The 26,824-nt window shown below is 37.0% G+C and carries 24 protein-coding genes; 5 read left to right on the plus strand and 19 right to left on the minus strand.

Annotated features, from left to right (window positions below; genetic code table 11):
* Positions 1–93: 93 nt before the first annotated feature.
* From P3U61_RS08755 to P3U61_RS08780, 6 genes are all read right to left on the minus strand, one after another.
* Positions 94–1,929 (minus strand): monovalent cation:proton antiporter family protein, encoded by a 1,836-nt coding sequence (locus P3U61_RS08755; protein ID WP_014614359.1) that lies wholly within the window; start codon positions 1,927–1,929, stop codon positions 94–96.
* A gap of 10 nt (positions 1,930–1,939) precedes the next feature.
* A complete protein-coding gene (gene mgtE, locus P3U61_RS08760) occupies positions 1,940–3,283 on the minus strand; it encodes a magnesium transporter (protein ID WP_233509812.1) in 1,344 nt (447 codons plus the stop codon).
* A 70-nt stretch (positions 3,284–3,353) separates the two neighbouring features.
* Positions 3,354–4,208, minus strand: a complete 855-nt coding sequence (locus tag P3U61_RS08765) for an RluA family pseudouridine synthase (RefSeq protein WP_063284621.1) — start codon at positions 4,206–4,208, stop codon at positions 3,354–3,356.
* Positions 4,205–5,014, minus strand: coding sequence for an NAD kinase (locus P3U61_RS08770; RefSeq protein ID WP_014614362.1), 810 nt, complete (start codon positions 5,012–5,014; stop codon positions 4,205–4,207). The genes P3U61_RS08765 and P3U61_RS08770 overlap by 4 nt, the downstream gene beginning before the upstream one ends.
* 11 nt (positions 5,015–5,025) lie before the next feature.
* Positions 5,026–5,664, minus strand: a complete 639-nt coding sequence (locus tag P3U61_RS08775) for a GTP diphosphokinase (protein WP_014614363.1) — start codon at positions 5,662–5,664, stop codon at positions 5,026–5,028.
* Between the two features lie 16 nt (positions 5,665–5,680).
* Positions 5,681–6,028, minus strand: coding sequence for a UPF0738 family protein (locus P3U61_RS08780; protein WP_014614364.1), 348 nt, complete (start codon positions 6,026–6,028; stop codon positions 5,681–5,683).
* Positions 6,029–6,158: 130 nt separating this feature from the next.
* Here P3U61_RS08780 and P3U61_RS08785 point away from each other — a divergent pair, with 130 nt between their 5' ends.
* The 3 genes from P3U61_RS08785 (at position 6,159) to yjbH (ending at position 8,264) form a co-directional block, all read left to right on the plus strand.
* On the plus strand, positions 6,159–6,740 hold the full coding sequence (locus tag P3U61_RS08785) for a CYTH domain-containing protein (RefSeq protein ID WP_015728889.1): 582 nt from the start codon (positions 6,159–6,161) through the stop codon (positions 6,738–6,740).
* Between the two features lie 347 nt (positions 6,741–7,087).
* Positions 7,088–7,459, plus strand: a complete 372-nt coding sequence (locus P3U61_RS08790) for a truncated hemoglobin YjbI (protein ID WP_015728888.1) — start codon at positions 7,088–7,090, stop codon at positions 7,457–7,459.
* Positions 7,460–7,475: 16 nt separating this feature from the next.
* The gene (gene yjbH / locus P3U61_RS08795; RefSeq protein ID WP_014614367.1) at positions 7,476–8,264 is read left to right on the plus strand and encodes a protease adaptor protein YjbH; all 789 of its coding nucleotides are present in this window, start codon (positions 7,476–7,478) and stop codon (positions 8,262–8,264) included.
* A 247-nt stretch (positions 8,265–8,511) separates the two neighbouring features.
* Here the strand turns inward: yjbH and P3U61_RS08800 are convergent, their stop codons facing one another.
* The 7 genes from P3U61_RS08800 to spxA all read right to left on the minus strand — a co-directional run bounded on the left by P3U61_RS08800 (position 8,512) and on the right by spxA (position 16,847).
* The gene (locus P3U61_RS08800; protein WP_014614368.1) at positions 8,512–9,240 is read right to left on the minus strand and encodes a M48 family metallopeptidase; all 729 of its coding nucleotides are present in this window, start codon (positions 9,238–9,240) and stop codon (positions 8,512–8,514) included.
* A gap of 696 nt (positions 9,241–9,936) precedes the next feature.
* Positions 9,937–11,745, minus strand: coding sequence for an oligoendopeptidase F (pepF, locus tag P3U61_RS08805; protein WP_099986681.1), 1,809 nt, complete (start codon positions 11,743–11,745; stop codon positions 9,937–9,939).
* 73 nt (positions 11,746–11,818) lie between these two features.
* Positions 11,819–12,784 (minus strand): competence protein CoiA, encoded by a 966-nt coding sequence (locus P3U61_RS08810; protein WP_100040303.1) that lies wholly within the window; start codon positions 12,782–12,784, stop codon positions 11,819–11,821.
* A gap of 273 nt (positions 12,785–13,057) precedes the next feature.
* Entirely contained in the window at positions 13,058–13,717 is a 660-nt protein-coding gene (gene spsR, locus P3U61_RS08815; protein WP_014614371.1) for an LPXTG-anchored surface protein SpsR, read from the minus strand.
* 18 nt (positions 13,718–13,735) lie between these two features.
* A complete protein-coding gene (locus P3U61_RS08820) occupies positions 13,736–14,722 on the minus strand; it encodes a trypsin-like serine peptidase (RefSeq protein ID WP_140223664.1) in 987 nt (328 codons plus the stop codon).
* A 697-nt stretch (positions 14,723–15,419) separates the two neighbouring features.
* Positions 15,420–16,118, minus strand: a complete 699-nt coding sequence (gene mecA / locus P3U61_RS08825) for an adaptor protein MecA (protein WP_014614373.1) — start codon at positions 16,116–16,118, stop codon at positions 15,420–15,422.
* A 333-nt stretch (positions 16,119–16,451) separates the two neighbouring features.
* Entirely contained in the window at positions 16,452–16,847 is a 396-nt protein-coding gene (gene spxA, locus P3U61_RS08830) for a transcriptional regulator SpxA (protein WP_014614374.1), read from the minus strand.
* Between the two features lie 311 nt (positions 16,848–17,158).
* On the opposite strand from spxA, the gene trpS reads away from it, so the two are divergent.
* Positions 17,159–18,148, plus strand: a complete 990-nt coding sequence (gene trpS, locus P3U61_RS08835; protein WP_014614375.1) for a tryptophan--tRNA ligase — start codon at positions 17,159–17,161, stop codon at positions 18,146–18,148.
* A 612-nt stretch (positions 18,149–18,760) separates the two neighbouring features.
* Here trpS and P3U61_RS08840 read toward each other — a convergent pair.
* From P3U61_RS08840 to opp3b, 5 genes are read right to left on the minus strand one after another with little or no spacing between them, the layout of a single operon-like run.
* Positions 18,761–20,425: a peptide ABC transporter substrate-binding protein gene (locus P3U61_RS08840; RefSeq protein ID WP_020220047.1), complete on the minus strand. Its 1,665-nt coding sequence runs from the start codon at positions 20,423–20,425 to the stop codon at positions 18,761–18,763.
* A gap of 22 nt (positions 20,426–20,447) precedes the next feature.
* Entirely contained in the window at positions 20,448–21,389 is a 942-nt protein-coding gene (locus tag P3U61_RS08845) for an ABC transporter ATP-binding protein (protein WP_140223621.1), read from the minus strand.
* Positions 21,382–22,461, minus strand: coding sequence for an ABC transporter ATP-binding protein (locus P3U61_RS08850; RefSeq protein ID WP_014614378.1), 1,080 nt, complete (start codon positions 22,459–22,461; stop codon positions 21,382–21,384). The genes P3U61_RS08845 and P3U61_RS08850 overlap by 8 nt, the downstream gene beginning before the upstream one ends.
* Positions 22,462–22,475: 14 nt before the next feature.
* The gene (opp3C, locus tag P3U61_RS08855) at positions 22,476–23,537 is read right to left on the minus strand and encodes an oligopeptide ABC transporter permease (RefSeq protein ID WP_020220060.1); all 1,062 of its coding nucleotides are present in this window, start codon (positions 23,535–23,537) and stop codon (positions 22,476–22,478) included.
* Positions 23,537–24,463: an oligopeptide ABC transporter permease gene (gene opp3b / locus P3U61_RS08860; RefSeq protein ID WP_014614380.1), complete on the minus strand. Its 927-nt coding sequence runs from the start codon at positions 24,461–24,463 to the stop codon at positions 23,537–23,539. The genes opp3C and opp3b overlap by 1 nt, the downstream gene beginning before the upstream one ends.
* Before the next feature lie 245 nt (positions 24,464–24,708).
* Here opp3b and P3U61_RS08865 point away from each other — a divergent pair, with 245 nt between their 5' ends.
* Positions 24,709–25,086: a DUF3899 domain-containing protein gene (locus P3U61_RS08865; RefSeq protein WP_014614381.1), complete on the plus strand. Its 378-nt coding sequence runs from the start codon at positions 24,709–24,711 to the stop codon at positions 25,084–25,086.
* A 478-nt stretch (positions 25,087–25,564) separates the two neighbouring features.
* On the opposite strand, the gene fabF is transcribed toward P3U61_RS08865, so the two are convergent.
* Complete coding sequence (fabF, locus tag P3U61_RS08870) at positions 25,565–26,809, minus strand: beta-ketoacyl-ACP synthase II (protein ID WP_014614382.1); 1,245 nt, start codon at positions 26,807–26,809, stop codon at positions 25,565–25,567.
* Between the last annotated feature and the right edge of the window lie 15 nt (positions 26,810–26,824).

The following is a 26,824-nucleotide window of genomic DNA, read 5'->3' on the forward strand; positions in this document are numbered from 1 at the left end:
GTACTAAATTTTGAAAAGTATTTCCCTTTTGAAGAAAGCAACACAGCCTTGAAATAGTTAACATCCATATTTCAAAACTGTGTCTGAGTTCAGTTAAAACATTTCTAATTCTATTTTCAATTGATCGACGTATTCTTTCGTTCCTGTCACAATCAAACGGTCACCATATTGGAGTTGTGTATCCCCGTGAGGCACGATTGATTCATTGTTTCGAATAATACGGACAAAGATAATATCGCCGCCAAATGGGAAATGACGGAGCTGCATATGGTCGAAAGCGTAATTGTACATCCCAATTTCGTACAATGATGTTTCGACGTTGCTTAATAAGTTCAGCATGTTTGGTGTCTCAATCATCCCTTTTAATAAAATTTGGTTACTTTGGAAATTACTGAACAATTCGATACCTTGGCTGCTCAGTTCCTGAGATTCGTCATTCGTTTCGAGACGGCAAATCACGCGTTCTACACCGTGTGCTTTAGCCATTAATGCAACACGACGATTAATTTCATCATCGTTAGTTGAACATACGACAATGTCACTATCATACAAACCTAACCGCTTCAATATATCTGAATGGTAGTCTGTAATTTCAATCATCGTAATATCATCTGACAGTACGCGATGATCTGATAAGTCCTTTCGATAGTACAATGAAATCTCGTATAACTGCGAACGCAATCCCTGTGCAATCGGAATCGACAATTGGTTTTTTCCAATCATAGCTACTTTAATGGAACGTTGCATTTCATCAGGAATCGGAATTAATTTCTTAAAGACAATCGGCACAAAGACACATGTAATGACCGCACTCAAAATTAAAATACCTGAGATTTCTTCACTGATCGTGCCAAGTTTTTCAGCGATTTTGGCCGCTGCAATGACCAGTGATAGTGTCGATGTTAATAAAAATGCAGACGCAATCGTTGTCTTCATATCAAACCATTTTTTCAGCAGCATGACAGGGATTAATTTAGAAATAATAAACGCAATGATGAGCACTGGAATAATGAGTAATACTTTAGGGTCGCTAATTAACGATGGAATGTCCAAATCTACACCGACCATAATAAAGAATATCGGGATGAAGAAGCCATATCCAAATGAGTCGAGTTTTTCAACTAAATCTTGCGTTGGTCCGAGTAATGACACGACCACACCGGCTAAAAAGGCACCTAAAATATGTTCCGCACCGACACCTTCAGCTAACGCAACAAGTAAAATAATAAGTGCGAATACAGCCCGAATCCCAATTTGTGTCGTTCCAGCCATTAACTTTTCTAAAAATGGTGCTTTTTTGAATAAGCCACCTAAGAAATAGAACACAATTGTAAAGACAACTAAAATACCGATCAGCCAAATCGTGCCACCCCCTGATGCATGTATCGCACCATAGACAGTGAGTAACAGCATCGTTGCAAGGTCGGCTAATACCGCGACTAACAAAATTAATTGGCCAATCGTCGTACTCATTAAGTTCATTTCTTTCAATGTCGGCACAACTACACCTAATGAAATCGTTGAAATGATAATCACCATTAACAGCACATCATCAATTAAGCCCATCCATTGAAATGCGTATGCAAGTATAATAGACAAAATCATAATCAGCATAAACACACTCAATGCGAGTTTAAAATGACTTGGACTTTGTTGTTCCTCATCTTTTTTCTCTTTACCTTTATCCTTTTTAAATGCTGAAAAGTCAATTTCCAAGCCACTTAAAAACATTAAAAAGATAAAGCCTAACGTCGACAGAATATTTAACATTTCGTCACGATGTACGAGGTTTAAAAACGAATTTCCGATGATGATCCCCATTAAAATTTCGGCGACCACAACAGGTAAAAACGATATTTTCAACCTATGAATCAAAATCGGCGTAATCATAGCAGCTACTATGACGACGACTAGCGATACAAATTCCATGGGTACCCCCTCAAGTTAAATATGACATAAAAGTCGTAGCTAATCCGAAATAAATCAACATACTGACAATATCATTAATCGTTGTAATAAACGGACCACTCGCAACAGCAGGGTCAATACCTAAACGATTAATCACAAGTGGAATCACAGAACCAATCGTTGTCCCTACTGTCATTGCGATGGTCAGACTTGTCCCTACAATCAATGCAAGGTAAGGCTGGCCGTACAACAACATAATAATCAAACTCAAACTTACCGCACATGTAATCCCTGTCAAAAAGCCACTGCCTGATTCACGTAATGCAAGTTTAATCTTACTTTTTTCTTTAATATCACCTGTTGAAATGTTGCGGACAGACACGGCAAGCGACTGGGTGCCTGAATTTCCGGACATCCCACTAATAATTGGAATAAATGCAGCTAATAGCGCCACTTTTTCTAACGTTTCTTCAAATGAGCCTAAAATGGATGCCGTAATCATACCTAATACAGTCAAAATGAGTAACCACGGCAAACGTTTTAAAGCGGTTTGAAATATCGTATCATCAGTTGAATCGATATCCGATACCCCGGCTAAACGTGAGTAGTCTTCGCTCGCCTCTTCATCCATAACGTCAACGATATCGTCAATCGTAATAATCCCTAACAGATGATTTTGGTAATCTACAACCGGCATCGCGATAAAGTCATAGTCTCTCATTGTTTGCGCAACATCTTCTTGGTCATCAGCGACATTGGCACTAATGACACGTTCACTCATAATATCTTCAATGTACGCATCATTTTCGGCAATAATTAAATCCCTTAATGAGATAACCCCAACTAGTTTTTTATCTTCATCCACGACGAAAATCACATAAATCGTTTCGGCGTCTGGCGCTTGATCTTTCACACGCATTAACGCTTCATGTACTGGTGTATTAATCGTGAGTGAAATATACTCCGTCGTCATGATACCGCCGGCTGTATCTTCGTCATAGTGGAGTAATGCTTTAATTTCTTTTGCTTCTTCGCGGTTCATCAACATTAATAAACTCGCGATTTTCTTTTTGGAAAGCTGGTTTAAAATATCGACCGCATTATCGTAAGACATCTGCTCGAGCACTTGACTCGCATAAGTCGCATTCATCGTTTCAAATAATGCTTCGTAATCTTCCTCATCAATCTCTAAATTCTCAAAGAACTCCGAAACTTCTTCTGGAGATAAAAATCGATACATTTTTTGACGGACATCATCGTCACTTATTTCGAAATATTCACTTTGTTCATATGAGTGCAATGCTAAAAACTCTTCACGAAAGCCGTCAATATCCCCTTTCGCGATGAAATCATCTAACAAAGCTTTGTTGAACATTTCTTCGCCATCTAACAATATTTGTTCATTGTCGTTCACCACGTTTGCCACCTCCATCGTTCCCGTAAATCTACAAAGTGGTTAATAATTGTTCGAAGTGAGGCTGTTCGCTCTTGATTGTCAGTTGTTCCTGAGTCAATGGATGGACAAACCTGACCTCCGCACATTTTAATAATTGGGTTTGATACGTATGATGTGCCTGTCCATATAATGTATCGCCCACTAATGGCGCCCCTAACCATTGAAAGTGCACACGAATCTGATGTGTTCTACCCGTTTCAAGTTTAACACGGCACCATGTATAAGTCTTGAAATTTTTAAGTGGCCAATAAATGGTTCGCGCTCGTTTCCCCTGTTCCGAGACAATTCGATTAATAATACTATCTGACGCTCTTGCAATCGGTTGATCAATCTCGCCTTTTGCTGTCAAAACGCGTTCACAAATACATTCATAATACTTCTCTATGTCGCATTGATTCATGAGATGATGCATATGACGTGATTTTGCGATAATGACGATGCCCATCGTATTGCGATCCAGCCGTGTGACAATATGCGGAATCCCGCGTTCACCACGCTTTTGCATATGAGCTAGTGCTTGCTCCACCAAACTTTCATGTGGATGCTCACGTGAAGGTGCTGTGTTTTGATGGCTCGGCTTGGCCACAATCAACAACCACGTATCCTCATATAAAATATTTAAAGGCGCATCGTAAGGTTCAAGATACGAACTCGGTAGTTCTGTCGGCAAATGGACTTCCAATATATCACCGACTTGCAAAGAATAGCGTACAGTACGTGCCGTGCCATTAACAAGGAGAGCGCCATCTTGTTTAATGGCGCTCAACGTCTTTTTTGAAAATTGTTGTTCATATAAAAATGTTTTTAACGTTGTCGATTCCGTCACATGATATTTAAAAATCACAATGATTCACCACTAGAAATGAACGAATCATGCACACGTTTCCAAAATGGGAAAGGTCTAAAACGTGCAAATCGTACTTTTTCATTGGCGACGCGGTATTGGACAGCGTTCACATTTTTATGTTTGACGCTAATATGATCGACAGTTGACAAAATCGTACCGTGATCAACCGGTTTGACATGACATGTATGGTGTTTAGGCAATACGAGTGGTGATCCGACTGTACGGAATACTCTATTATTAATCGACGCAATCTCAGTCAACTGAATCGCTTCTAATGACGGATGAATGAGCGCCCCACCTAACGCTTTGTTATAGGCCGTCGAACCTGATGGCGTAGAAACACACAACCCGTCGCCTCTAAAACGTTCAAAATGTTGACCACGAATATCAATATCTACGACTAGCGTACTGCCATTTTCAGTTTTCATAGTTGCTTCATTTAATGCAAGATAACGTGTTTCATACCCTTCATCATTATAACGGACAATCACCTCTAACAAAGGGTATTCAATCACTTGAAACTCAGCTTTATTAATCGCGATGACCAACTTTTCAACTTCATGAGGGAGCCAATCTGCATAAAAACCGAGATGCCCTGTATGTATCCCGACAAATGCGCAACGTGACAACATATGGCTATAATGGTGGAACGCTTGAAGTAAAGTGCCATCACCACCGACAGAAATAACAATTTCAGGGTTTTCAGCATCCTCTATCATATTAAAGTCTTGCATGTGACACATCATTTTATGCTTCAATGCTTCTGATTTAGGATCTCCCTTAGATAAAATAACGTAACGCATTTATACACACCTCAATCATCATGATCATGCTTGCTGGCACGCTTTTTAGAATAGTACTTTTGTGCCTCTTGAATTTCTTCTTTGATTTCAGACATTTCTTCATCTAAAAGAAAAGCGGCTTCAGCGGCACGTTCGAGTCTCGTTTGAATTTCTGGTGGATAGTCTCCATCATATTTATAACGCAATGTATGTTCAATCGTCGCCCAAAAGTTCATTGCGAGTGTCCGAATTTGAATTTCCGCGAGTATCGATTTCGTTCCATCTAATGTTTCAATAGGATAATCGATAATCACATGGTATGAACGGTAACCACTTTGTTTCGTATTGCTAATGTAGTCGCGCTCTTCAATCACTTTGAAATCTTTTCGTTGACGCAATAGCTCGACGACAATATCAATATCATCCACAAATTGACACATCATTCGAAGTCCCGCAATATCATACATCTCTTCACGCAGACAATCGAATGCAATACCCCTTTTATTCGCCTTATCAACAATACTCGAAATCGGTTTGACGCGACCCGTGACAAATTCAATCGGTGAATTATGTTCATTCACTTGATATTGTTTGCGCAAACCTTTTAATTTCACTTTTAATTCATCTATAGCTTGTTGATAGGGTGCTAGAAAAATTTCCCATTGGTTCATCTTACCTCACTCCGCTTCATTCGAGTTCAAATGTTTCTTCAACAGCAGACACAAATGCTTTCCCATAGTTTGAATTACCTTTAATATTATCGAGCAGGTAATCTAATTCCTCAGAAAACTTTGTGAGCGTTAAGGAATCATTAATGACTATCTCTTTATCTCGATGTTCGTGAAGCATTGACCAAGTTTCTTCTACAAACAATAAGTATGAGAATGAAGAGCCATCGTCTAATAAATAAACAAAAGCATGACGGTCACTATCGGCGAGCATTTGCCCGACTTCTGTTAGACCTTCTGTAGGTTGATCCGTATAGCATAAAATACGGTTATCTTGAATTTTTACTTCGTTGACATAAATACGCATATACTTTCCTCCTCATCACCTAACATTTTAACACAATTCACGCGCACTCTCATTGGTGAACTCTACCCTATTCTAAATACTTTTCAATCAAGTTTCAATTCGGCATAATATGGCATAAGGAGTGATTTCATTGGCAATCGAACGTGAAATAGAATTTAAACAATTATTGGACGCAGACAGTTATGTATCTATCAAAACACAACATTTCAAAGGTCAGACCCCTTTTAAACAAGTCAATTACTATATCGATACGGTTGATTTTCAAATACAATCTCAAAAAATGGCATTGCGTATTCGTGAAAAGGCTGACGGTACTTTTGAACTGACATTAAAAGTCCCTGACACAGTTGGTCTGTTAGAATATAATGCGCAATTCCACATGCAACCAGCAGAAAATATGACACTTAAACCTTCTGATATCGATGACGACATACGTGAAGTTCTTGAACAGCGCCACGTTCAATTAGATGCACTAAAAATTTTAGGTGCTTTAACGACGTATCGATTAGAAACACAGACAGACGAAGGGTTACTCGTACTTGACCATAGTCTTTACTTAGGCACTGAAGATTATGAACTTGAGTTTGAAGTACGTGATTTCGAAGCCGGTCAACAAGCTTTTAACAATTTATTGGCGCAGCTGAAATTATCACCCGTTGTCCCGAAAAATAAAGTGCAACGTTTTTTCGAATATCAACGCAAACTTCAATAAAAAACTTAAAAGCTTTATAGCAAATTATGCGTTTTTCTTTATCTCTTATTTCATAAACTGTAAAATAATAAAAATAACATTTGAAAGTGAACGATGAGGATAAAGTGATGTACGATGTTAAGCAATATGACTTAGCTTAATTTCAATCTATTGAATGACGTTGAGTTCAAAGTAGGTGGTAATTTTTGTACGTTTAAAAATTGTCATCTTGTACCTTCAATTTGTCCAAAAATCCTATTCAGTACAGCTACAAACACGAAACATCTTGTATGTAAGTGTTTTTGCTTTGAAATGTAAAAATTCATGTTATGATTTATATATAATAAGTCATATGAGCGGTGATATAAATGACACAAACGCCTTATGAAGTGATTGGACAAGAAAGGCTCTATCAGCTGATTGATCACTTCTATAGCCTTGTAGAACAGGATAATCGTATTAATCATTTGTTTCCAGGTGATTTTGCAGAAACAGCACGTAAACAAAAACAGTTTTTAACGCAATTTTTAGGGGGACCTGACTTATATACCCAAGAGCATGGCCACCCGATGTTAAGAATGCGCCATTTGCCTTTTCCTATCGATGACAAAGCGAAAGAGGCTTGGCTTGAAAATATGCATACTGCCATCACGCACGCCCAACTTCCTCATGGTGCGGGCGATTATTTGTACGAAAGATTACGTTTAACAGCAAATCACATGGTCAATATAGAAAATTAATTGTAGGTGAAATTACATGACGAAAGAATTGAGAGCTATTGTAAATACTTGTCGTGAAGATTCAAATCTTTCACCTGTCAGTAAGATCGAAATCTATTCTTTTTTTGATCCATTTGACAAAGACAGTTTTAAGCTATCGGCCGTTTTGTCAAAGTTAAGAATTGAATATCATCAATATATCCGTATTCGTCATATTTTAAACCCATCATTGCGGGTACTCACGAAATGTCAGGCACAAAGTACATCAGATCGAGACAATATTGCACTCGCCTTTAAAGCAGCAGAGCTCCAAGGTCGTGCACGTGCGCATCGTTTTATGCATCTCATTCAAAATGAAATTATACCGAAACGCGATATTGTAACAGAAGACATGATTGCAAAATGTATTATTAATGCTGGGCTGGATTATGATGTTTACCTTGACGATTTAAAAAATGGACAATTGCGTGAGAGTTTGAAAGTCGACCTCCATATCGCACGAGAAATGGAAGTCGAACAAGCCCCTTCTTTAGTTTTTTTTAATGAGGATATTCAAGCTGAAGGGCTAAAAGTGGAAGGGCTTTATCCGTACCATATTTATACGTATATCATTAACGAAATGATGGGATCACCTATAGAAAAAAGCTTACCACCAAAATTATGCGAGTATATTCAACAAAAGCAACTGGTGACTGAGGAAGAGTTACTCACTATTTATGAATGGCCGGAAAAAACGTTGCAAAAAGAGTTAAAGAAATTAATGTTGCAACAGAAAGTAAGAAAATTGAATTATCCAGACGGTGAATTCTGGAAGTCGATAATGTAAAGAGGTGTCTCGTTTGTGGGGAGCCTCTTTTTACTTTAGTGTCAATTAAAAATTATGAGCACTATGTTTTATTTTAAGCGCCCTCTCTTTTATATTTTCCGTATGTCATTCATTTTAAAATTATCCTTGGAACCACCTACAAGACAACATCAATAAAGCCTCGAATCTATGAAATGATAGTTGCTACACAGATCCGAGGCGTTTTTACATTTTATGAGCTATTGTTTTTTTGATTTCAATTCGTATTTCAGCTATTTTTAAGATTTTGTATTCTCTTATCTAAATTGGGGTGGCTCGCAAACAAAACTAATTTTGTATCCTTTAAAATCCCTAATCTTTTTAATGTCATCAATGCACGAATACCGGTTGCACTGCTTGTATGGATGCTTGCATAGCTGTCACACTTTAATTCTCTACGTCTGATGCGAAGAAAATATAAGAGCATACCACTCAAATAGATGATGACTGCCAATACAATATAAGCGATAAAGAGATTCATAGATTTAAATTCTATGAACCCAGAAATGAAAACAAGTAAAAAAGGTAAAACACCATAACTCAATGCACGAAATAATTGGTTTTTAGTGATGTCATTATTTTTAATATGGCACACCTCATGATATATAAGAAATCTCAATTCATCAATATCGACTTTTTCAATTAATTCAGGATTTAGCACAATACTACTTTTAGAACGGTCACCTTTAACATATACACTTTTAAGAAGTAGTGATGCTTTCGTATACATTTTCGTTCCTTGAGGTAATTCTACAGACGCTTCCAGTTCCTTATAGTCTAAAGGTATTAGGTTTTTAGTATTCTTATTAAAAAGCGGCCTAATAATAAACGTCGGCACTAACAACGTCATGAATATGAAAATAAGACTTTTTGTATTCTCATCTAGATAGGGCGTATTTACGATGTTCAACCTTATGAGTACCACTAAAAGATATATTAAAATTGCCAAAATCCGCATACCAACGACCTCCTCAAAGCAAAAGTGACGTTATGTCTGTTGCTATCATCGATGCTTTAATGACAAGCATTGTTCTAATGGTTTGATACAGTCTCTATAAATTCTCTATTAAAAAAACGGTTCTCCGTTAATTCATTAGTCAACTCTATTGTACAGTTTTATAGTAGGAATATGTACGTTTCACTAAATATTCTAGTTATTATTTGGATATATTTGTATGATGGGTAAATCAAAGTGAAGCTAAATCGTCTCTAATAAAAGGTTCACATATTTTTTATCGCTAACCAAAGAAGGATTAATAAATAACACTATATTGGACCTAACTTGATACTGTCTTTAAATGTCTCAATATCTCCCTCTCCCTTTTTATATAGCACACTACTCATAAGTTAGATAGATACAGCTATAAACGGAATATTTTGTTGTTTAAGTGGAATAACAATGATTTTGAACGTCGCATATATGGGAATTATTGTAAATAAACAGGAAATGAAAGCATTAAAAAACGCCGTGTTTTGACACGGCGCTAAACAAAGGGGATGGGAGAAATTTTTCACTTCAAACAAAGGGGTATGTTTGTAATGTGATTAATTTCATGTTCATAATATATCACGTGTGTGATGTTGTTTCAACCCATTTAAACCCAGAAATTAAAACTTTCACAAATCTGACATATTGTAAACGGATTCAGCATCCTCAAGCTTTCATTAATTTTTCAAAAGCGTCTAATTTTTGTTCAAACACTTTACATGCATCCTCAATTGGACCTGGTGTTGTCATATCGACACCGGCATTTTTCAAAATTTCGATTGGGTAATTTGAGCTTCCTTTTTTCAAGAATTCATTGATATAACGTTCAACAGCAGGTGCACCTTCAGTCAAAATTTGATGACTTAAACTTTGTGCTGCACTGTAACCTGTCGCATATTGATAGACGTAATAGTTCATATAGAAATGCGGAATACGCGACCATTCTTTACTAATATACTCATCTGTTTCAACAGTATCACCGAAATATTGACGGTTTAATGCAGCATATTCTTCGTTCATACGTGTTGCTGTTAATGGTTCCCCTGCTTCTTCAATTTGATGGATTTTATGTTCAAATTCTGCAAACATTGTTTGACGGAATAACGTTGCACGGAAACGTTCTAATTCTTGGTTGAGCAACAGTAAACGACGCTTGTCATCTAAATTTTGCTCCATGTAGTGGCTTAATAACGCTTCATTACATGTAGATGCCACTTCCGCTACAAAAATAGAATAACCGCTCATATTGGATGGTTGGTTTTTACGGCTGAAATAGCTGTGCGCTGAATGACCGAATTCATGTACTAACGTATATAAGTCAGAGACCGTGTCAGACCAGTTTAATAAAATGAATGGATTGGTTTTGTGTGAACCTGATGAATAGGCACCTGAACGTTTACCTTTGTTTTCATAAACGTCGACCCATCGGTTATTCAAACCTTCTTTAATGACATTTAAGTATTCTTCGCCCATCGGTTCAAGGCCTTTTAACATCCACTCAACCGCTTCGTCATAAGGCATTTCAAACTTGATGTCTTTCACCATTGGCGTATACATATCGTACATTTTCAAATCATCGACACCGAGTAATTCTTTTCTTAATTTTGTGTAACGATGTAAGAGTGGTAAGTATTCATGAACTGTTTTCACGAGATTGTCGTATACTGCTTCAGGAATATGATTGTTCCCCAATGCTTGTGCTCTTGCACTCTTATAGTTGTGAGAACGTGCATTAAACACATGTTTCTTTACTTCACCTGCTAATGTTGCCGCTAATGTATTGTTATAGCTACCATAGGCTTTATACATGTTTTCATAAGCTGATTGACGTAACAGACGATCATCTGACTCTAAATATTTAATGAATGAACCTTGCGTCAATGCATGCTTTTCACCGTCTTTGTCTGTTACATCATCAAAAGTTAAGTCGGCATTATCAAACATACTGAACACATTGCTCGGCGTAGACAACGCATCTTGTGCTTCAGTCAATAATTTTTCTTTTTCTGCATCTAAGACGTGCGGACGTTTTTGGTTAATTAAGTTCAAATCAAATTCGAAACGTTTTAATCCTTCATGTTCAGCAACGTAAGATTCGATTGTTTTTTCATCGATTTGAAGTAATTCCGGTACTAAGAAACTCCAAGCCGAACTTAATTTAATCGCTAATTGATGTGCACGCGCTTCAAAACCTGTGTAATTGTCATTCGCTGTATCTTGGTCTTGTTTTAAATGTGCATAAACATAAACTGATTCAAGTTCTGTTTCAATTTCATCTTCTAACGAAAGAGCTTGATACAGTGTTTCGGCGTCATCACCTAAATGACCTTTGAATTGCTCTTCTTTGCCAAGATAGCTTTCAACTGTTTTAAACGCTGCTTCCCAAGACTCATCACTTTCGAAAATCGTCGTGAGGTCCCATGAATATTTTGGATACTTTTGTTCTTGTTGTTCTCTTGTCAATTGTTGGCTCATTATAAATTCCTCCTCGTGATGTGTGTAACACTCCTATTTTCTCACTTTTCTCATAATAATGCACTCTATATACCTACAAATTGAGAAGTTTTAAATAGCGCTGTACGATCCGGTTGATAATCTGTTGACGGTCGCACTCCTCTACCGCAAAATGACGAAACTTCAACTGCTTTAACAACAGTGAATGACTCGGTATACCTGCTTGAAGACATTTCAATATGTACAGTTGCCATAGCACTGGATGCGTATGGATGTATATTTGTTCTGGAAATAAAAAGCCTGTAACTTTCACAACTTGTTCGTCTAACATGCGCATTTGGTACATCAATGACAGCGTAGGCTCTAGTACATTGTTTTGACGCCGACATTGTTGAATGTATTTCAAAATTTGAGATGTCGACAACTTTCTGATAATCACGTCATACTGAGGGTCCTGTTGTAACGCTTGGCTGAATGCTTGAATAGAAAGTGGTGTTAACTCTCCATGAAAGGTTTTTGCGGTAATCGGTATCATGTGAGATAATCTGAACAGCTCACATGAAGTCGTATCTATACAATACAACGTTTTTGTAGAAGGGATGATACATTGTTGTTGCAGTTGCGATAACACATAAAGCCCCTTTTTCATTTGAGGTTTTTTCGCTAACCATAAAACACGATACCCCTCACTTAGCAATCCTTCTGTCCGCTCTCTCATCGTGTTTATCGCAATGGAACTCAGTTGAACCTCAATAGCCCATGCTCTGAAAATCATATCTGGAATTTGTGTGATTTTTTTAATGTAAGGTTCCAATTGTGTTGCCGGATCAATCTTACAAAGTTGTTCATACAAAGCAGCTTTACATCGTGCGTGCTGAACAGATTCTCCTTTTAAATGTACATGCCCCATTGAATGCCGATAATGCGCAAAATGAGCACCTTTTCGCACCCCTTGCCTTAAAATCAATACCTCTTTACAAATTGGACAATGATACACTTCTTCCTTACGTGCGTGTGTTGCTAAAATTTGTTGTGATTGTACATTATAAGCTGTTAACATCTCTTTTCACCTCATCCTATTACACGTTTAAATTTGTAGAATTACTTTGGAATAAGGTGAATTTTTTTCGCAAATAAAAAAGACCAAGCGATACACACCACTTGACCTCATTTTTATCTATATGTTTTCCAGTTAACCTCGACTTACGCAGCAATATGCATAACATGATAATCTGACACGTCCAACCATGCCATATGAACAGTTAAAATAAGAAGAGAAAACCCTACGCAAACAGGGTCATCCCTTTCTTTCATGTAGACATCTATCTTTTATTTATTTTCTCAATTTTAATAAAACTAAAATCCCCACAGATAACAATGATAATACGATTGGTAATTGTGTTGTTTTATCAGATTCACCTGTGTTTGGCAATGCTTTTACAGTAGCGTTTGAAGTGACTGCTTTATCATGTTGTACAGCTGGCGTGACTGCTTTTGGATGACCCGGCTGATCATTATGCTTTTTGTCACTGTAATTTGCACGCTGCTTATCCTTGTTGTTTTTACTCTGTTGGTCATGATGATTTTGTTTGTCAGCATACATAAATTTAAACTCTGGTAAAGGCCCTTCATTTTCGACATAATCTTTGTGTGGATATACATTCGGTTCAACCAACGTGCCATCCGCTTTTCGAATATAATGATCTAACGGTGCTTGATTTGGATCAGATGAATCTTTCTTAGAGTCAACTTGAAATTTAAACTCTGGTAAAGGTCCTTCATTCTCTACATAATCTTTATGTGGGTACACGTTCGGTTCAACCAGTGTGCCATCTGCTTTTCTAATATAATGATCTAACGGCGTCTGATCTGAATTTTGATTCGTTTCACTTGATGACGTATTGTTTTGAATCGTTTCTGCGGCATATGATTCGTTACTTACAAAAAATGTTGCTAATAGCCCTAGACCAAGTACTGAAATTGTTTTCTTCATTAAAAAGACCTCCATTTTCTATTTTGTAGCATCAACATTAACATAGCCTAACCATTTATCACTTTTAATTGAGTATAAAGAATAATATTGTCTACCGTTTCCTAATGTGTAAATATATTTAGCAATAACCGGTTTGTTAACATATGCATCACTTTTCCCTTTTTTTGAATTGAAATAAAAATTATTCCATAAATCATATTTCTTCTTAGTAATTACTACTTTTTTGTTATAAGTATGAGCCACAGGTGTCCCAATCCAATATTTTATATAATCTAGATATTGTGGAGTAATCCTTGTTCCAAAATTAAATGTTTTACCTCCGTTTGTATGAATTGCCACAAGCTTGTTGCTTTTAACATCCCATACATCACTACCACTTTGTCCTCCAGATGTATCGGCATCATAATAAACTCTATATTTATCCAAATTCATTATTTTACCAGTAGATCGCCACATATAATATTTTAAATCACTACTGTTTGTTCGATCGGTCTTATCATCAGGATAACCTGCTGTTGCAATTTTATCCCCTAAAGCAATAGTAGATGTTATCCCCAACGAGCCTGTTAAACTACCTAAATTTGTATCTAGTTTTATAGCCGCTAAATCATATTTACTATCTAGTGTACTGGTATAACCTTTAAGTACATACGTTTTTATACCTTTTGCAGAACCTCGAATGATATTTCCATATAACCCACTGTATACAGTTATTCTTTCTGCAATCTTTTTTCTTCCCTCATCATATACAACATGAGCTGCAGTTAGCACAGTATCTTTACTAACCTTTACACCAGATGCAACATATCCTTCGTAATTTCCCTCTGAATTCTTCCATTCAACTTTTATAGCGACATTCTCTTTAATAGGAGACGAAGTAAATGAAGTGACTTTCTTCCTTTCGTCAGTACCGATAACACTTTCGACATGAGGAAAAAAATCTCCGTAGTTATCGGTATTATTAAAATTAACTTTACTTTGTGTTGATTCTTCTGTACTAGGCATTGGTAATATATCTCCTGGCATAGCAGAAATATCCGTAGCTTGTGACTCAATAATTCCATCATCAGCTATGAATTCTTCTGCATTTACATATGACGGAGTATACATACTAAGAAATAATACAATAAAAACAAGTTTTGTTACCTTTTTTATCTTATCTTCCTCACCCCTCCTTTATATAAATATATACATAAACTCAATAGCAACCAATAGTAATTTTGATGTTATTAAATTTTCTTGTATATTATAATGTCTTTTCTAGAAAACACTACAAAAGATATACACAATAGTATCTCAAAACAGCTATTTATCCTTCACTTACACGAAACCTATATCCCGATTGAGTCGACAAGAAAATTTAGACTTTGGCATATTTCACAAAGAAAATAAACAGGAATAATTTCACTACTTAATAGAAAAATAAAGATGATAAACATGAATAACAAAATAGGTGAATTATTTTATACTTGGGATAGATGACAACTTACCAAATAATATAATTAAATATCATTTGGTACCACGTCATTAATCGTGAACTAAGGCAAAGCAAGATAATTTCTGACTTCATTCTTATGTCATTGTAGAGAAACTGCCCCACCGCTCTCTTCTAATATGTATAAAAAGCATTGCGAAAGAACACATTAAAAAAGACCAAGCGCTAATGACACTTGATCTCTTTTGGATTTATTTGATATTCAATTTATTCTGCTTCAGGGAAATAACGCTTCACTTGTTCTACCACGTTATGACTCATCACAATTTTACCATAATCATTCAAATAAAATTCTGTTTTATCACTTGGTGCAGTAAACTCTAAAATTTGTCCATAATAGTCATGAATGTGCGTTTCTGCAACAGTCTCGTCAAAATGAACAACATAATAATACGTGTCATCTAGCATATAAAGCAAGTCTTCAAATTCTGTGAGACGTTGATCATTTCGATGTGCATAAGCAATCACATCTTCTAAATCTTCAAACTTAAAGATGGCAGTACGTGTCGTTGTACGGTTTTTGCTAGGACGTTTACGATATGACTGTTCTGAATCTTTATGGTTATCTGTTTCTTCATCTTTCAACGACTGCGACAACAATTCATTAAGTTGACTATCAAATTCATCAAAAGCGCTATCTTCTTCAGACATTTGCATTAAATCATCATTTTTAGATTTTGAAATGGTTACTTCGACACCTTTTTCGAAGGCATGTACTTGAATCCATAATGGCCCTTCAACTACAAAATCCTCTTCTTCGTTGACTTCTTCCATTACTGACCAGAAAAATTCTTCTCCGCGTTTACGATTCGTCCAAAGATCTTCACGTTTGAATCCACGTGCTTCTATATCTGTATACGTAATAAAAAGTTTTACTGTCATGTCATCAATTCGTTCTATTCTCATATCATCTCACTCCTTACAGTCGATGAATAGTAATCCTATTGTATTAAACAACTTCCAAAAACTCAATCTATTTGTCTGTCTCATACAATCTTTCACGAATGTCCTATATTAAGTATAACACAATCTATTTATCGCACCACTTTTGTAGCTTTCTCTAGGCTATGTCTATTTTATGCCTAGACTGCACAGTGACGATATTGATGGAACAGGTCGTTTTAATTATAAGTAGGATGGGGTGATTGTTACATGGATAAAAACAGAAAAAGGACTGGAACGTCAATAGTTCTAGTCCTTTGCTATATAACTCACCATTACAATGGGAAGTCAATATGCTTAATCTACCATACGTTGCGCTTCTTGTAATTGGAACGTACGTACTTTACGTGGTAAGAAACGACGAATTTCATCTTCGTTATAGCCCACTTGTAATCGTTTATCATCTAAAATAATAGGTCGACGTAAAATACCAGGATTATCTTGAATAATCGCATATAAATCTTGAAGAGGCAATGCGTCGATGTCCACGTTTAATTTTTGGTAAGTTTTAGAACGTGTTGAGATAATTTCGTCCGTTCCATCTTCAGTCATTTTTAAAATTTGTTTAATTTCATCTAAAGTTAAATGTTCAGAAAAAATATTTCGCTCCGTATACGGAATGTCATGTTCTTGTAACCATGCTTTCGCTTTACGGCAAGATGTGCAACTTGGTGAAGTAAATAATGTTACCATACATCTCACTCTCCTAATTTAATGAAAATGAATTCATTGTAATTTAACGTTTCAAGATTGACTGCTCAAAGTGTGTTAAAACAATTCTAATCTTTACGTTTTCACTTCTAACGCTATGATTCTATTATACACCTTAAACATTAAAATTAAATGAGAAAAATGCAAAATAATCCAATGATTTCAATAATCAGACTTTAGTAGTAGTTTCGTCAATCTAATCATTACGTTCATCATATCATAACTTACAAACGATGAAAATACTGTTACAATAAGAGTATCGATTAAACACGAAAGAAAGTAGGCTATCCATTATGCAAACGTTATTTTCAGGAATTCAACCGAGTGGTATCCCCACAATCGGAAATTACATCGGTGCATTAAAGCAGTTCGTCGATATTCAAGATGAGTACGATTGTTATTTTTGTATCGTGGACCAACATGCGATTACAGTACCTCAAGATCGTTTAAAGCTTAGAAAACAAATTCGCCAGCTGGCAGCAATTTATCTTGCGACAGGGCTGAACCCAGAAAAAATCACTTTATTTATCCAATCAGAAGTGCCAGCGCATGCTCAAGCAGGATGGATGTTAACAACAATCTCTTCTATCGGTGAGCTTGAGCGTATGACACAATTTAAAGACAAATCTCAAAAACAAAGTGAAGGCATTCCAGCTGGATTACTCACTTACCCCCCATTAATGGCAGCGGATATCGTCTTGTATAACACTGACATCGTACCTGTTGGTGATGATCAAAAACAACATATCGAATTGACACGTAATTTAGTAGACCGCTTCAACAGTCGCTATAATGACGTTTTAACAAAGCCAGAGATTAAAATGCCAGAAGTCGGCGGTCGTGTGATGAGTTTACAAGACCCTACTAAGAAAATGAGCAAAAGTGATGACAATCCTAAAAACTTCATTTCTTTATTAGATGAGCCTAAAGTTGCTGCGAAAAAGATTAAAAGTGCCGTGACAGATTCGGATGGGATTATCAAATTCGATAAAGAGAACAAGCCAGGCATTACGAATTTATTGACGATTTATTCTAGCTTAACGGGTGAATCTATTGCGTCATTGGAAGACCGTTATGCAAATGAAGGTTACGGTAAGTTCAAAGCAGATTTAGCAGAAGTGGTTGAAAACTTCTTGACGGATTTCCAAGAGAAGTTCAATAGTTTTTATGAATCAGAGGAATTAGATAAGATTTTAGATGAAGGCCGCGACAAAGCACATCGCGCATCATTTAAAACATTGAAAAAAATGGAGAAAGCAATGGGGTTAGGACGTAAGCGATAAAGTGCATCTCTTGAATCCATATTAGTATTCCCCTCTTTCTTAAAAAGTAAAGTTGCAAGTCTATAGATTACTTCCTAGGTCTCGCGTTCCCAAGGGACTTGCCTCAACTAAATTTGGGAGCAGTACAGAAATCGCATGTGTCGCAAAGATTTCGTCGTACTGCCCCCGCAAGGCTGACTAGACTTCTCAAAAGTATATGCATTGAGAAGTCAGACAGCTACTGCGTTAAACAGTAGCCACTATCAAAGTTAAATGACGTTATTTTGTTTTCAACTTCATCCCTCGGGAGCCTCGACCTAGTCGCTATCAGACTTACAACTGCTTTAATTTCAACATCTCTTTTTATTTCACATGCCTATTCCTTTGTTACTCTGCTTATTATCATAATGCCTTCACTTTTTTCTATCTTTAACAATTCATTTGATGTGCAGATAACTTTTTTAATTTATCTCAAGTTTATTGCTTTATCCTATGATTCATACTCGTTTATTCTCAAAGTTTTGTTCCTCTGTTTTTATAATTCTGACCATTTGCAACTTATTCCCACAAAAAAGCGTGTTACTGCATAGGATAAACCTAAACAATAACACACTTTTTAACTCATTCTTTCAATTACTTTTCTTTCTTCTTACCTGTTTCTCTGTCAATACTCTTATCGATATAAGCGTATTTTAACGAAGTATCTCCACCAATATTATGATATTGTAAGTTTTTCACTTGTGGGTTCGTTAAATGTGCTTCACCTTTTTGATAAATTGGTGCGATAGGTGCTTCAGCTAATAAAAGTTCCTCAGCCTCCACTAAAGTTTGGTTACGCTTTTTAACGTCACTTAACAACGGTCCATTCGCGTCTTTAATTTTTTGATCATATTCTTTATTACTCCAACCTGTGTTGTTTGATGAATTACCTGTAGTCATAATGTTGAGGAAAGTCATCGCATCTGGATAATCTGGCCCCCAACCTGAGATAGAAATTTCATATTTTCCACTTTGTTCACGAGCTATGCGTTGTTTAAATGGCAACTGTTGAATTTTGATTGTCACACCCGGTAAATTTTTCTCAATTTGCGCTTTAATAAACTCTGCTGAGATTTTGTTTGCTGGTGTATCATCTGTATTCATTTTAAACGTGAATTCACTTTGACCTAAAGCTTTCTTCGCTTTTTCATAGTTGGCTCTTGCTTCATCTGGATTGTACTTTAATGGTGACTTGATTTGTTCTGCATAATCTTTACCATCAGGAGCTTTTGCCGTTTCTTTTGATGTAAACCCATCGCTCGGTGCAGAACCATTGTTTAACACTGCATCAACATACGCTTGTTTATCAACCGCTTTTGCCAATGCCAGACGCATATCTTTATTTTTCAATGCAGGCACAGCATCTTGATTTAATTTCAAATAGAATGTCGCCGCAAGTAAACGTTTTTGTAATGCTGGTGTTCCTTTATATTTATCCACTTGTTCTGATGAAATTATCGTATCATCGACGGATTCTGTATCATAAAGTGACGCACCTGCTTGACCGTCTTTTAACACTTTATAGTTAATTTTGTCAAGTTTGACAACATCTTTATCCCAATATTTGTCGTTTTTAACTAATAAAATTTTATCTTCTACGGCCCATTGTTTCACTTTAAATGGTCCATTATACACGGCTTTTTCAGCAGTTGTACCGTAACGATCGCCGAATTTTTTCACGACTTTTTCATTTTGTGGTAAAAACGTACCGAACGCTAACATTTCTTTATAATATGGAATCGGTTTTTCCAATTCAAATTGTAAAGTGTAATCGTCTAGAGCCTTCACACCAAGTTCTGAAGGTTTCTTTTTACCCGTATTGATTTGTTCAGCATTTTTCAAATCATACATAATATATGCATATTCTGAAGCTGTATCTGGGTCTAATACACGACGCCATGCGAAGACGAAATCGTGTGCCGTTACAGGATCGCCGTTCGACCATTTCGCATTTTTACGGAGTTCGATTGTCCATGTTTTGCCATCATCAGAAATTTTTGGTTGGCCTTTCGCAACACCCGGCTGTGCATTATCGTGACCATCCAATGTATATAAACCTTCATATACTTGGTTAAATTTGTCAAAACTAACAGAATCGGTCACTTTGGCTGTATCGAGTGAGGACATATCTTGCGCAATCACTTTACGAAATACTTGTCCTTCATCACTATAAATCCCACCGTTGTTACCACAAGCTGCTAATATAAGTACTGATAAAATAGATGTAATCAATAATTTAAATCTATGCTGCTTTTTCAATTGTGATTCCCCCTTCCCGTCTTTATACACCGACTGATTGGTGTTCCGTTTGATATTGTTTCAATTCTTCATCTGTCGCAAACACATAATGATCTTTCGCACACGCCACTAATCGACGTTGATCATTTTTCGTTTGATCCTCTTCGTAAGCGACACGTGTTCTTGTACGCTCACTGTCTGGATCAGGTTGTGGGACGGCAGACAATAAAGACTTCGTATAAGGGTGAATCGGATTATGATAGATTTCATCAGCAGGTCCGAGTTCTACAATTCGTCCAAGATGCATCACGGCAATTCTGTCCGAGATGTACTTCACCATTGATAAATCATGTGCAATAAACAAAAATGTGATATTGCGTTCACGTTGTAATTTTTGCATTAAGTTGACGACTTGTGCTTGAATCGATACGTCTAATGCTGAAATTGGTTCGTCTGCAATAATGAATTCTGGTTCCACCGCTAATGCACGGGCAATCCCGATACGTTGACGTTGACCTCCTGAGAATTCGTGCGGATAACGATTGGCATGACTTTTTCTTAATCCTACAGTTTCCAACAAATCATAGACACGCTTTTTACGATCTTTACTGTCTTTCGCTAAACCGTGAATATCAATTCCTTCCGCAACAATATCCATAACTTTTAAACGTGGATTCAGTGATGCGTATGGATCTTGGAAAATCATTTGAATCTTTTTGTTAAACTTCAATAAATCTTTACGTTTTTTAATTTCTTGAATGTTAACCCCTTCGTAAAGCACCTGTCCATCTGTCACATCGTTCAACTTGATGATTGCTTTACCTGTTGTCGATTTACCAGAACCTGATTCGCCTACAAGTCCGAAAGTTTCCCCTTTAAAAATTTTAAAAGAAATATCTTCAATCGCACGAACTTCATTGCGTTTGCCTTGATTGAAATATTGCTTCAAATTTTTCACTTCAACTAATACTTCTTCTTCATTCATTAAACGACACCCTTTCTACGCGTTCTGGTTTGGCAAAGTTGTTCGGCATTGGACGCTGCTTACGCTTTACCATTTCTGGCGGTTCAACTTCAGGTGCACGCTCATCTAACAACCATGAACGAACAAAATGTGTTGGCGACACTTTAAACCATGGCGGTGCCTCTTTGAAATCAATTGCCAATGCATACTCACTACGCGCCGCAAAGGCATCTCCTTTAGGTGGACGTGTTAAGTCTGGTGGTGATCCCGGAATCGCCATTAACGCCGTATCATCTGCCATTCCTAAATCTGGCATAGATGAAAGCAAGCCCCATGTGTAAGGGTGTTTTGGATCATAGAAAATTTCATTGACATCCCCAGTTTCAATCATTTGCCCACCGTACATCACTGCAACGCGATCTGCCACGTTCGCCACGACACCTAAATCATGTGTAATAAAAATAATAGACGTATCAATTTTTTGTTGAAGTTCTTTCATCAAGTCTAAAATTTGTGCTTGCATCGTAACATCAAGTGCCGTTGTTGGTTCATCGGCAATTAAGATTTTCGGTTCACATGCCAATGCCAGCGCAATCACGATACGTTGACGTTGACCACCTGAAAATTGATGTGGATATGCATTAAAACGCTCTTCCACATGCTTTAAGCCAACCAATTTTAATAACTCTATGGCACGTTTTTTCGCTTCAGCTTTACTTAATCCAATATGACGCACAATCGGTTCCATCACTTGTTTCCCAATTTTCATCGTTGGGTTGAGTGACGTCATCGGATCTTGGAAAATCATTGAAATTTCTTTCCCACGTAATTTCATGAGTTCCTTTTCCGATTTTTGTGTTAAATCTTCTCCGTTAAAAATAATACTACCGTTTTTAATGCGACCTGTTTGTCCTTGGAATAATTTCGTTATCGCTTTCGTTGTAACAGATTTCCCTGAACCTGACTCTCCAACGATGGCCAACGTTTCACCTTTATCCAAGTACAAATCAACGCCTCTCACCGCTTGCACTTCCCCTGCTTCAATATCAAAGGAGACATGCAAGTCATTGATTTCTAATACACGTTCAGACATTGTACATTCCTCCTTTACTTACGCATCTTAGGGTCAAATGCATCGCGTAGCCCATCACTAAAGAGATAGAAAAATAGAATTAATAAACTCAGTACCACCGCTGGAATGAATAGCTCATGCGGATGGATTAATAGCATTGCACGTCCTTCATTTACAAGTGAACCCAATGACGTTCTTGGTGCAGGTACCCCGATTCCAATAAAACTTAAAAATGCTTCAAAGAAAATTGCGTTCGGTACAGTAAACATCGAAGTTACAATAATTGCACCTAGCGTATTCGGTAAAATATGTTTAAAAATCAGTTTTAAATTCGATGAGCCTAATGTACGAGATGCTAAAACGAACTCTTGATTTTTTAATTTTAAGAATTCTCCACGTACAACACGGCTCATCCCAATCCAACCTGTAATGGTCATCGCTAAAATAATTGTCCAAATCGATGGTTCAAAAATTAAGACGAATAAAATCACGACAATTAACGTTGGAATTGAAGAAATAATTTCGATGATACGTTGCATGACATCGTCAACACGACCTCCAAAATAGCCAGAAATCGCACCGTAAATGACACCAATAAAGATATCTAATAACGCGGCCACAAGACCGATGAAGAGTGATACTTGTGTCCCTTGCCATGTACGCGTCCATAAATCACGTCCGAGTTGGTCTGTACCAAACCAGAAGTTTTCTGTCACGTGTGCTTTTTCATAGGCATTACCTTCGACACCTTGTCCATCAAACGGTAGAAATGGTACTTTATCTAATACTGCAATTTTCGCAGGTAAGTTTCGACGTTGTACATCTTGTTCTGCAAAATCATGGTCGTTGAGTAATGGTCCAATCAAAGCAAATAAAATGATAATCACAAGACCTATCATCCCAACGACAGCAAGTTTATTTCGCTTCAATTGTGCCCAAGCATCTTGCCAAAATGTGCGACCTTCACGTTGGAATTCTTGTTCTCCACTATCCGGTGTCCCTGTACGAATAAAATCTTCGTGCATAATTCCAGAGGTTTGCGCAACTGTCGCGCCTGAATGATCATCTTGTGGTAAATGACGTTCTTGATTTGACATTATTTTTTACCTCCTTGCAAGCGAATTCGTGGGTCAATTAAGCCATAAAGGACGTCCACAATGAAAATTGAAGCAATGAACAATGTACTGAACAACAATGTAATCGCCATAATCACTGAGAAGTCATTCGTCGTAATTGAACGCACAAACTGGTCACCAAGTCCTGGTACACCGAAGATATTTTCAATCGTTAATGTCCCAGTTAAAATACTCGCTAACATCGGTACAAGGATTGTGACAACTGGAATCAGTGCATTTCGTAGCGCGTGCCCAAATAATACTCTTGCCGTCGAATTCCCTTTTGCTCGAGCAAGTAATATATAATCAGAACTCAACACTTCAATCATTTCCGCTCGAATATATCGTGCTACTGTTGCCAAAACAACAGCTGATAATGCGAGAGATGGTAGGATTGCTGTAGATAACCCTTCCCACCCAGCTACCGGGAACCATTGTAAACGTACCGCGAACACGTATTGTAATAATACGGCTAATACGAATGACGGTACCGAAATGGCAATAACCGATATAAAGGTGGCGAGATAATCTACCCATGTGTTTTGTCGGGTCGCTGCAATCACCCCGAGTATCACTCCTAAAATGACACCAATCACCATCGCAAATAAGCCCATTTGAAACGACGGAACTAATCTCGGTTTAATAAGATCCCAAACAGGTTGGTTATCATATTGGAATGAGTTTCCAAAATCTCCTTTTACAACATTTTTCATATAGTTGCCATACTGAACAGGCAGTGGATCATTTAATCCATATTTCTCATTCAAAATTGTTTTTTGTTGTTCACTTAACTTTTCATCGTTAAATGGCGAACCTGGCATTAATTTCATCAAGAAAAATGTAATGGTAACAATGATGAATAGAGAAATAACCATATACAGTAAACGCTTTAACGTATATCTAAGCATTGATTTTTACCCCCTACATGCTAATTAACATTCCCTTCTAAATTTTCAGAAATATTAATGCCATTATAGACTTTTCATAAAATTTAATCAATAACATTTTGATTTAACTCAACAAAGTTTTAGAAATTTTAGCTTTATACCTACTCTTTAGACAGGATATCAATTTTTAATGAACTAAGAATAAGATGTCAAATAGGACTATTTCCGTTACAATATGGGAGTAAATACAAAAAAGGACTGAAACGATGAAATATTTAAACAACAATGCGTTAATCTATATCTTATTCACACCTGTCGCAAGCCTTATCATTTGGCTCTTTTCGACACACACTTTTACACAATTAGTGAACATCTTTTTTACTATATCTATTTTAGTGGGCATTTTATTGTTCACACTATTGGTCGTGCAAGAAGGGATACTCGATGTAACAAGCTATGGTTTCAGAAAGTTCCGCTACCAAATGATGCGTAAAAAAAATCGCTCACGTTTAGAAGATGATGAATTTTTTAATCCAAAAGCACCTAAAAAAGCACATCATTTTGTATCACCGTGGATTAAACCTGCTTTAATCATGCAGCTCGTTTACTTTTTATTAGCGATAATCATTGCATATTTAATTTAAAAATGTGTATGTGTTATACAAAAATGTTTCTTTAGCATGTATATGAAGTCTGATAATTCTGAAATGTCACTGTGGCGCTTTACCACTGTGTCGTTATCCTTATCATACAAGTTCAAAGTATTTATTTAGTCAATAGAAATCTAGCGACACATACTGTTTTGAGAGGTTTTCACCAGTACAACTACAACGTCGTGATTATTGATAGGCGGAATGTTTGTGATGACTTTCTACTATTATATAGTGATTTATTACTATTTCATTTTCAAAGTAGGCCCTCATGTAACCATCCAAATGTACTTCTAATGCAAACATTGCTGTATAACTATTCAAAGAAATAAAAATAACTTTAATCATGGTATAGCCCAAAAAGACGAGGCAATTTTGAAATGACCTCGTCTTTTTTGAAAAGTTATATACATGAATAAAGCGATGACACCTTCTATCATCATAGAGAGTATCATCGCTAAGTTCCATCAATCTATTCACTAAATTTCTTGAAAATGAGTACTGCATTGTGTCCACCAAAACCTAAACTGTTGCTCATCGCATATTCGATGTCGTGATCTACCGCAACATTTGGTGTAATATCTAAGTCAATTTCTGGATCTGGTGAATTTGCATGGATAGTCGGTGCGATTTTACTATCACGGATAGATAAAATAGAGAAAATCGCTTCGACACCGCCTGTTGCACCTAATAAGTGACCCGTCATTGATTTTGTAGAACTAATTTTGAGGTTATACGCTGCTTCACCAAACGTGTTTTTAACCGCTTGAATTTCAGATAAGTCGCCTACTGGTGTACTTGTACCGTGAGCATTGAGGTACTGGATGTCGCTCGGTTGGATACCTGCATCTTTAATCGCAGCTTCCATTGCACGAGAACCCCCTTCACCTTCTGGACCTGGCGCAGTAATATGATACGCATCACCTGTTGCACCGTAGCCGACAAGCTCAGCATAAATTTTCGCGCCACGTGCTTGTGCAGATGCTAATGATTCTAAAATTAAAATCCCTGCACCTTCACCCATCACAAAGCCGTCACGACCTTCTTGGAATGGACGACATGCTGTTTCGATATCACCGTTTGTTGTTAATGCACGGCTCGCACTGAATCCTGCAATAGACATATGTGTGATTGGGGCTTCTGTTCCCCCTGCAATCATCACGTCTGCATCGCCACGTTCGATAATTTTAAATGCTTCACCAATAGAGTTCGTTGCGGTCGCACATGCTGTAACTGTTGCACCGTTTGGCCCTTTCGCACCTGTATCGATTGACACTTGTCCTGATGCCATGTCTGGAATTAACATCGGTACGAAGAAAGGACTAACGCGACGTGGTCCTTTCGCTTTCAATTGATCATATGCTTGTTCAAATGTTTCCATACCCCCGATGCCTGAACCGATCCAAACACCGACACGATTCGCATTCGTTTCGTCAATGGTAAGTCCTGAATCTGTTAATGCTTCACGTGATGCTACAACGGCATATTGTGTAAAACGCGCCATTTTACGTGCTTCTTTTTTAGGAATAAAGTCTTCTACATTAAAATCTTTCAGTTCTCCACCAATGTGCACTTGATAAGGTTCTGTATCGATTCTTGTAATTTTATCGATACCATTCACACCATTTAATGCATTTTCCCACATTGTCGGGACATCATTTCCGATTGGTGATAAGCCACCAAGACCTGTCACTACAACACGCTGTTTTTTTGTCATATTCATTTCCTCCTC

It is taken from the genome of Staphylococcus pseudintermedius (assembly GCF_034042775.1).
Taxonomy (GTDB): Bacteria; Bacillota; Bacilli; order Staphylococcales; family Staphylococcaceae; genus Staphylococcus; species Staphylococcus pseudintermedius.

Bases quoted from the DNA above. Each gene is read 5' to 3' on its own strand.
- P3U61_RS08755 (WP_014614359.1), bottom strand. From the start codon at position 1,929: ATGGAATTTGTATCGCTAGTCGTCGTCATAGTAGCTGCTATGATTACG.
- mgtE (WP_233509812.1), bottom strand. From the start codon at position 3,283: ATGTTCAACAAAGCTTTGTTAGATGATTTCATCGCGAAAGGGGATATT.
- P3U61_RS08770 (WP_014614362.1), bottom strand. From the start codon at position 5,014: ATGCGTTACGTTATTTTATCTAAGGGAGATCCTAAATCAGAAGCATTG.
- P3U61_RS08775 (WP_014614363.1), bottom strand. From the start codon at position 5,664: ATGAACCAATGGGAAATTTTTCTAGCACCCTATCAACAAGCTATAGAT.
- P3U61_RS08780 (WP_014614364.1), bottom strand. From the start codon at position 6,028: ATGCGTATTTATGTCAACGAAGTAAAAATTCAAGATAACCGTATTTTA.
- P3U61_RS08790 (WP_015728888.1), top strand. From the start codon at position 7,088: ATGACACAAACGCCTTATGAAGTGATTGGACAAGAAAGGCTCTATCAG.
- yjbH (WP_014614367.1), top strand. From the start codon at position 7,476: ATGACGAAAGAATTGAGAGCTATTGTAAATACTTGTCGTGAAGATTCA.
- P3U61_RS08800 (WP_014614368.1), bottom strand. From the start codon at position 9,240: ATGCGGATTTTGGCAATTTTAATATATCTTTTAGTGGTACTCATAAGG.
- pepF (WP_099986681.1), bottom strand. From the start codon at position 11,745: ATGAGCCAACAATTGACAAGAGAACAACAAGAACAAAAGTATCCAAAA.
- P3U61_RS08810 (WP_100040303.1), bottom strand. From the start codon at position 12,784: ATGTTAACAGCTTATAATGTACAATCACAACAAATTTTAGCAACACAC.
- spsR (WP_014614371.1), bottom strand. From the start codon at position 13,717: ATGAAGAAAACAATTTCAGTACTTGGTCTAGGGCTATTAGCAACATTT.
- P3U61_RS08820 (WP_140223664.1), bottom strand. From the start codon at position 14,722: ATGCCTAGTACAGAAGAATCAACACAAAGTAAAGTTAATTTTAATAAT.
- mecA (WP_014614373.1), bottom strand. From the start codon at position 16,118: ATGAGAATAGAACGAATTGATGACATGACAGTAAAACTTTTTATTACG.
- spxA (WP_014614374.1), bottom strand. From the start codon at position 16,847: ATGGTAACATTATTTACTTCACCAAGTTGCACATCTTGCCGTAAAGCG.
- trpS (WP_014614375.1), top strand. From the start codon at position 17,159: ATGCAAACGTTATTTTCAGGAATTCAACCGAGTGGTATCCCCACAATC.
- P3U61_RS08845 (WP_140223621.1), bottom strand. From the start codon at position 21,389: ATGAATGAAGAAGAAGTATTAGTTGAAGTGAAAAATTTGAAGCAATAT.
- P3U61_RS08850 (WP_014614378.1), bottom strand. From the start codon at position 22,461: ATGTCTGAACGTGTATTAGAAATCAATGACTTGCATGTCTCCTTTGAT.
- opp3C (WP_020220060.1), bottom strand. From the start codon at position 23,537: ATGTCAAATCAAGAACGTCATTTACCACAAGATGATCATTCAGGCGCG.
- opp3b (WP_014614380.1), bottom strand. From the start codon at position 24,463: ATGCTTAGATATACGTTAAAGCGTTTACTGTATATGGTTATTTCTCTA.
- P3U61_RS08865 (WP_014614381.1), top strand. From the start codon at position 24,709: ATGAAATATTTAAACAACAATGCGTTAATCTATATCTTATTCACACCT.
- fabF (WP_014614382.1), bottom strand. From the start codon at position 26,809: ATGACAAAAAAACAGCGTGTTGTAGTGACAGGTCTTGGTGGCTTATCA.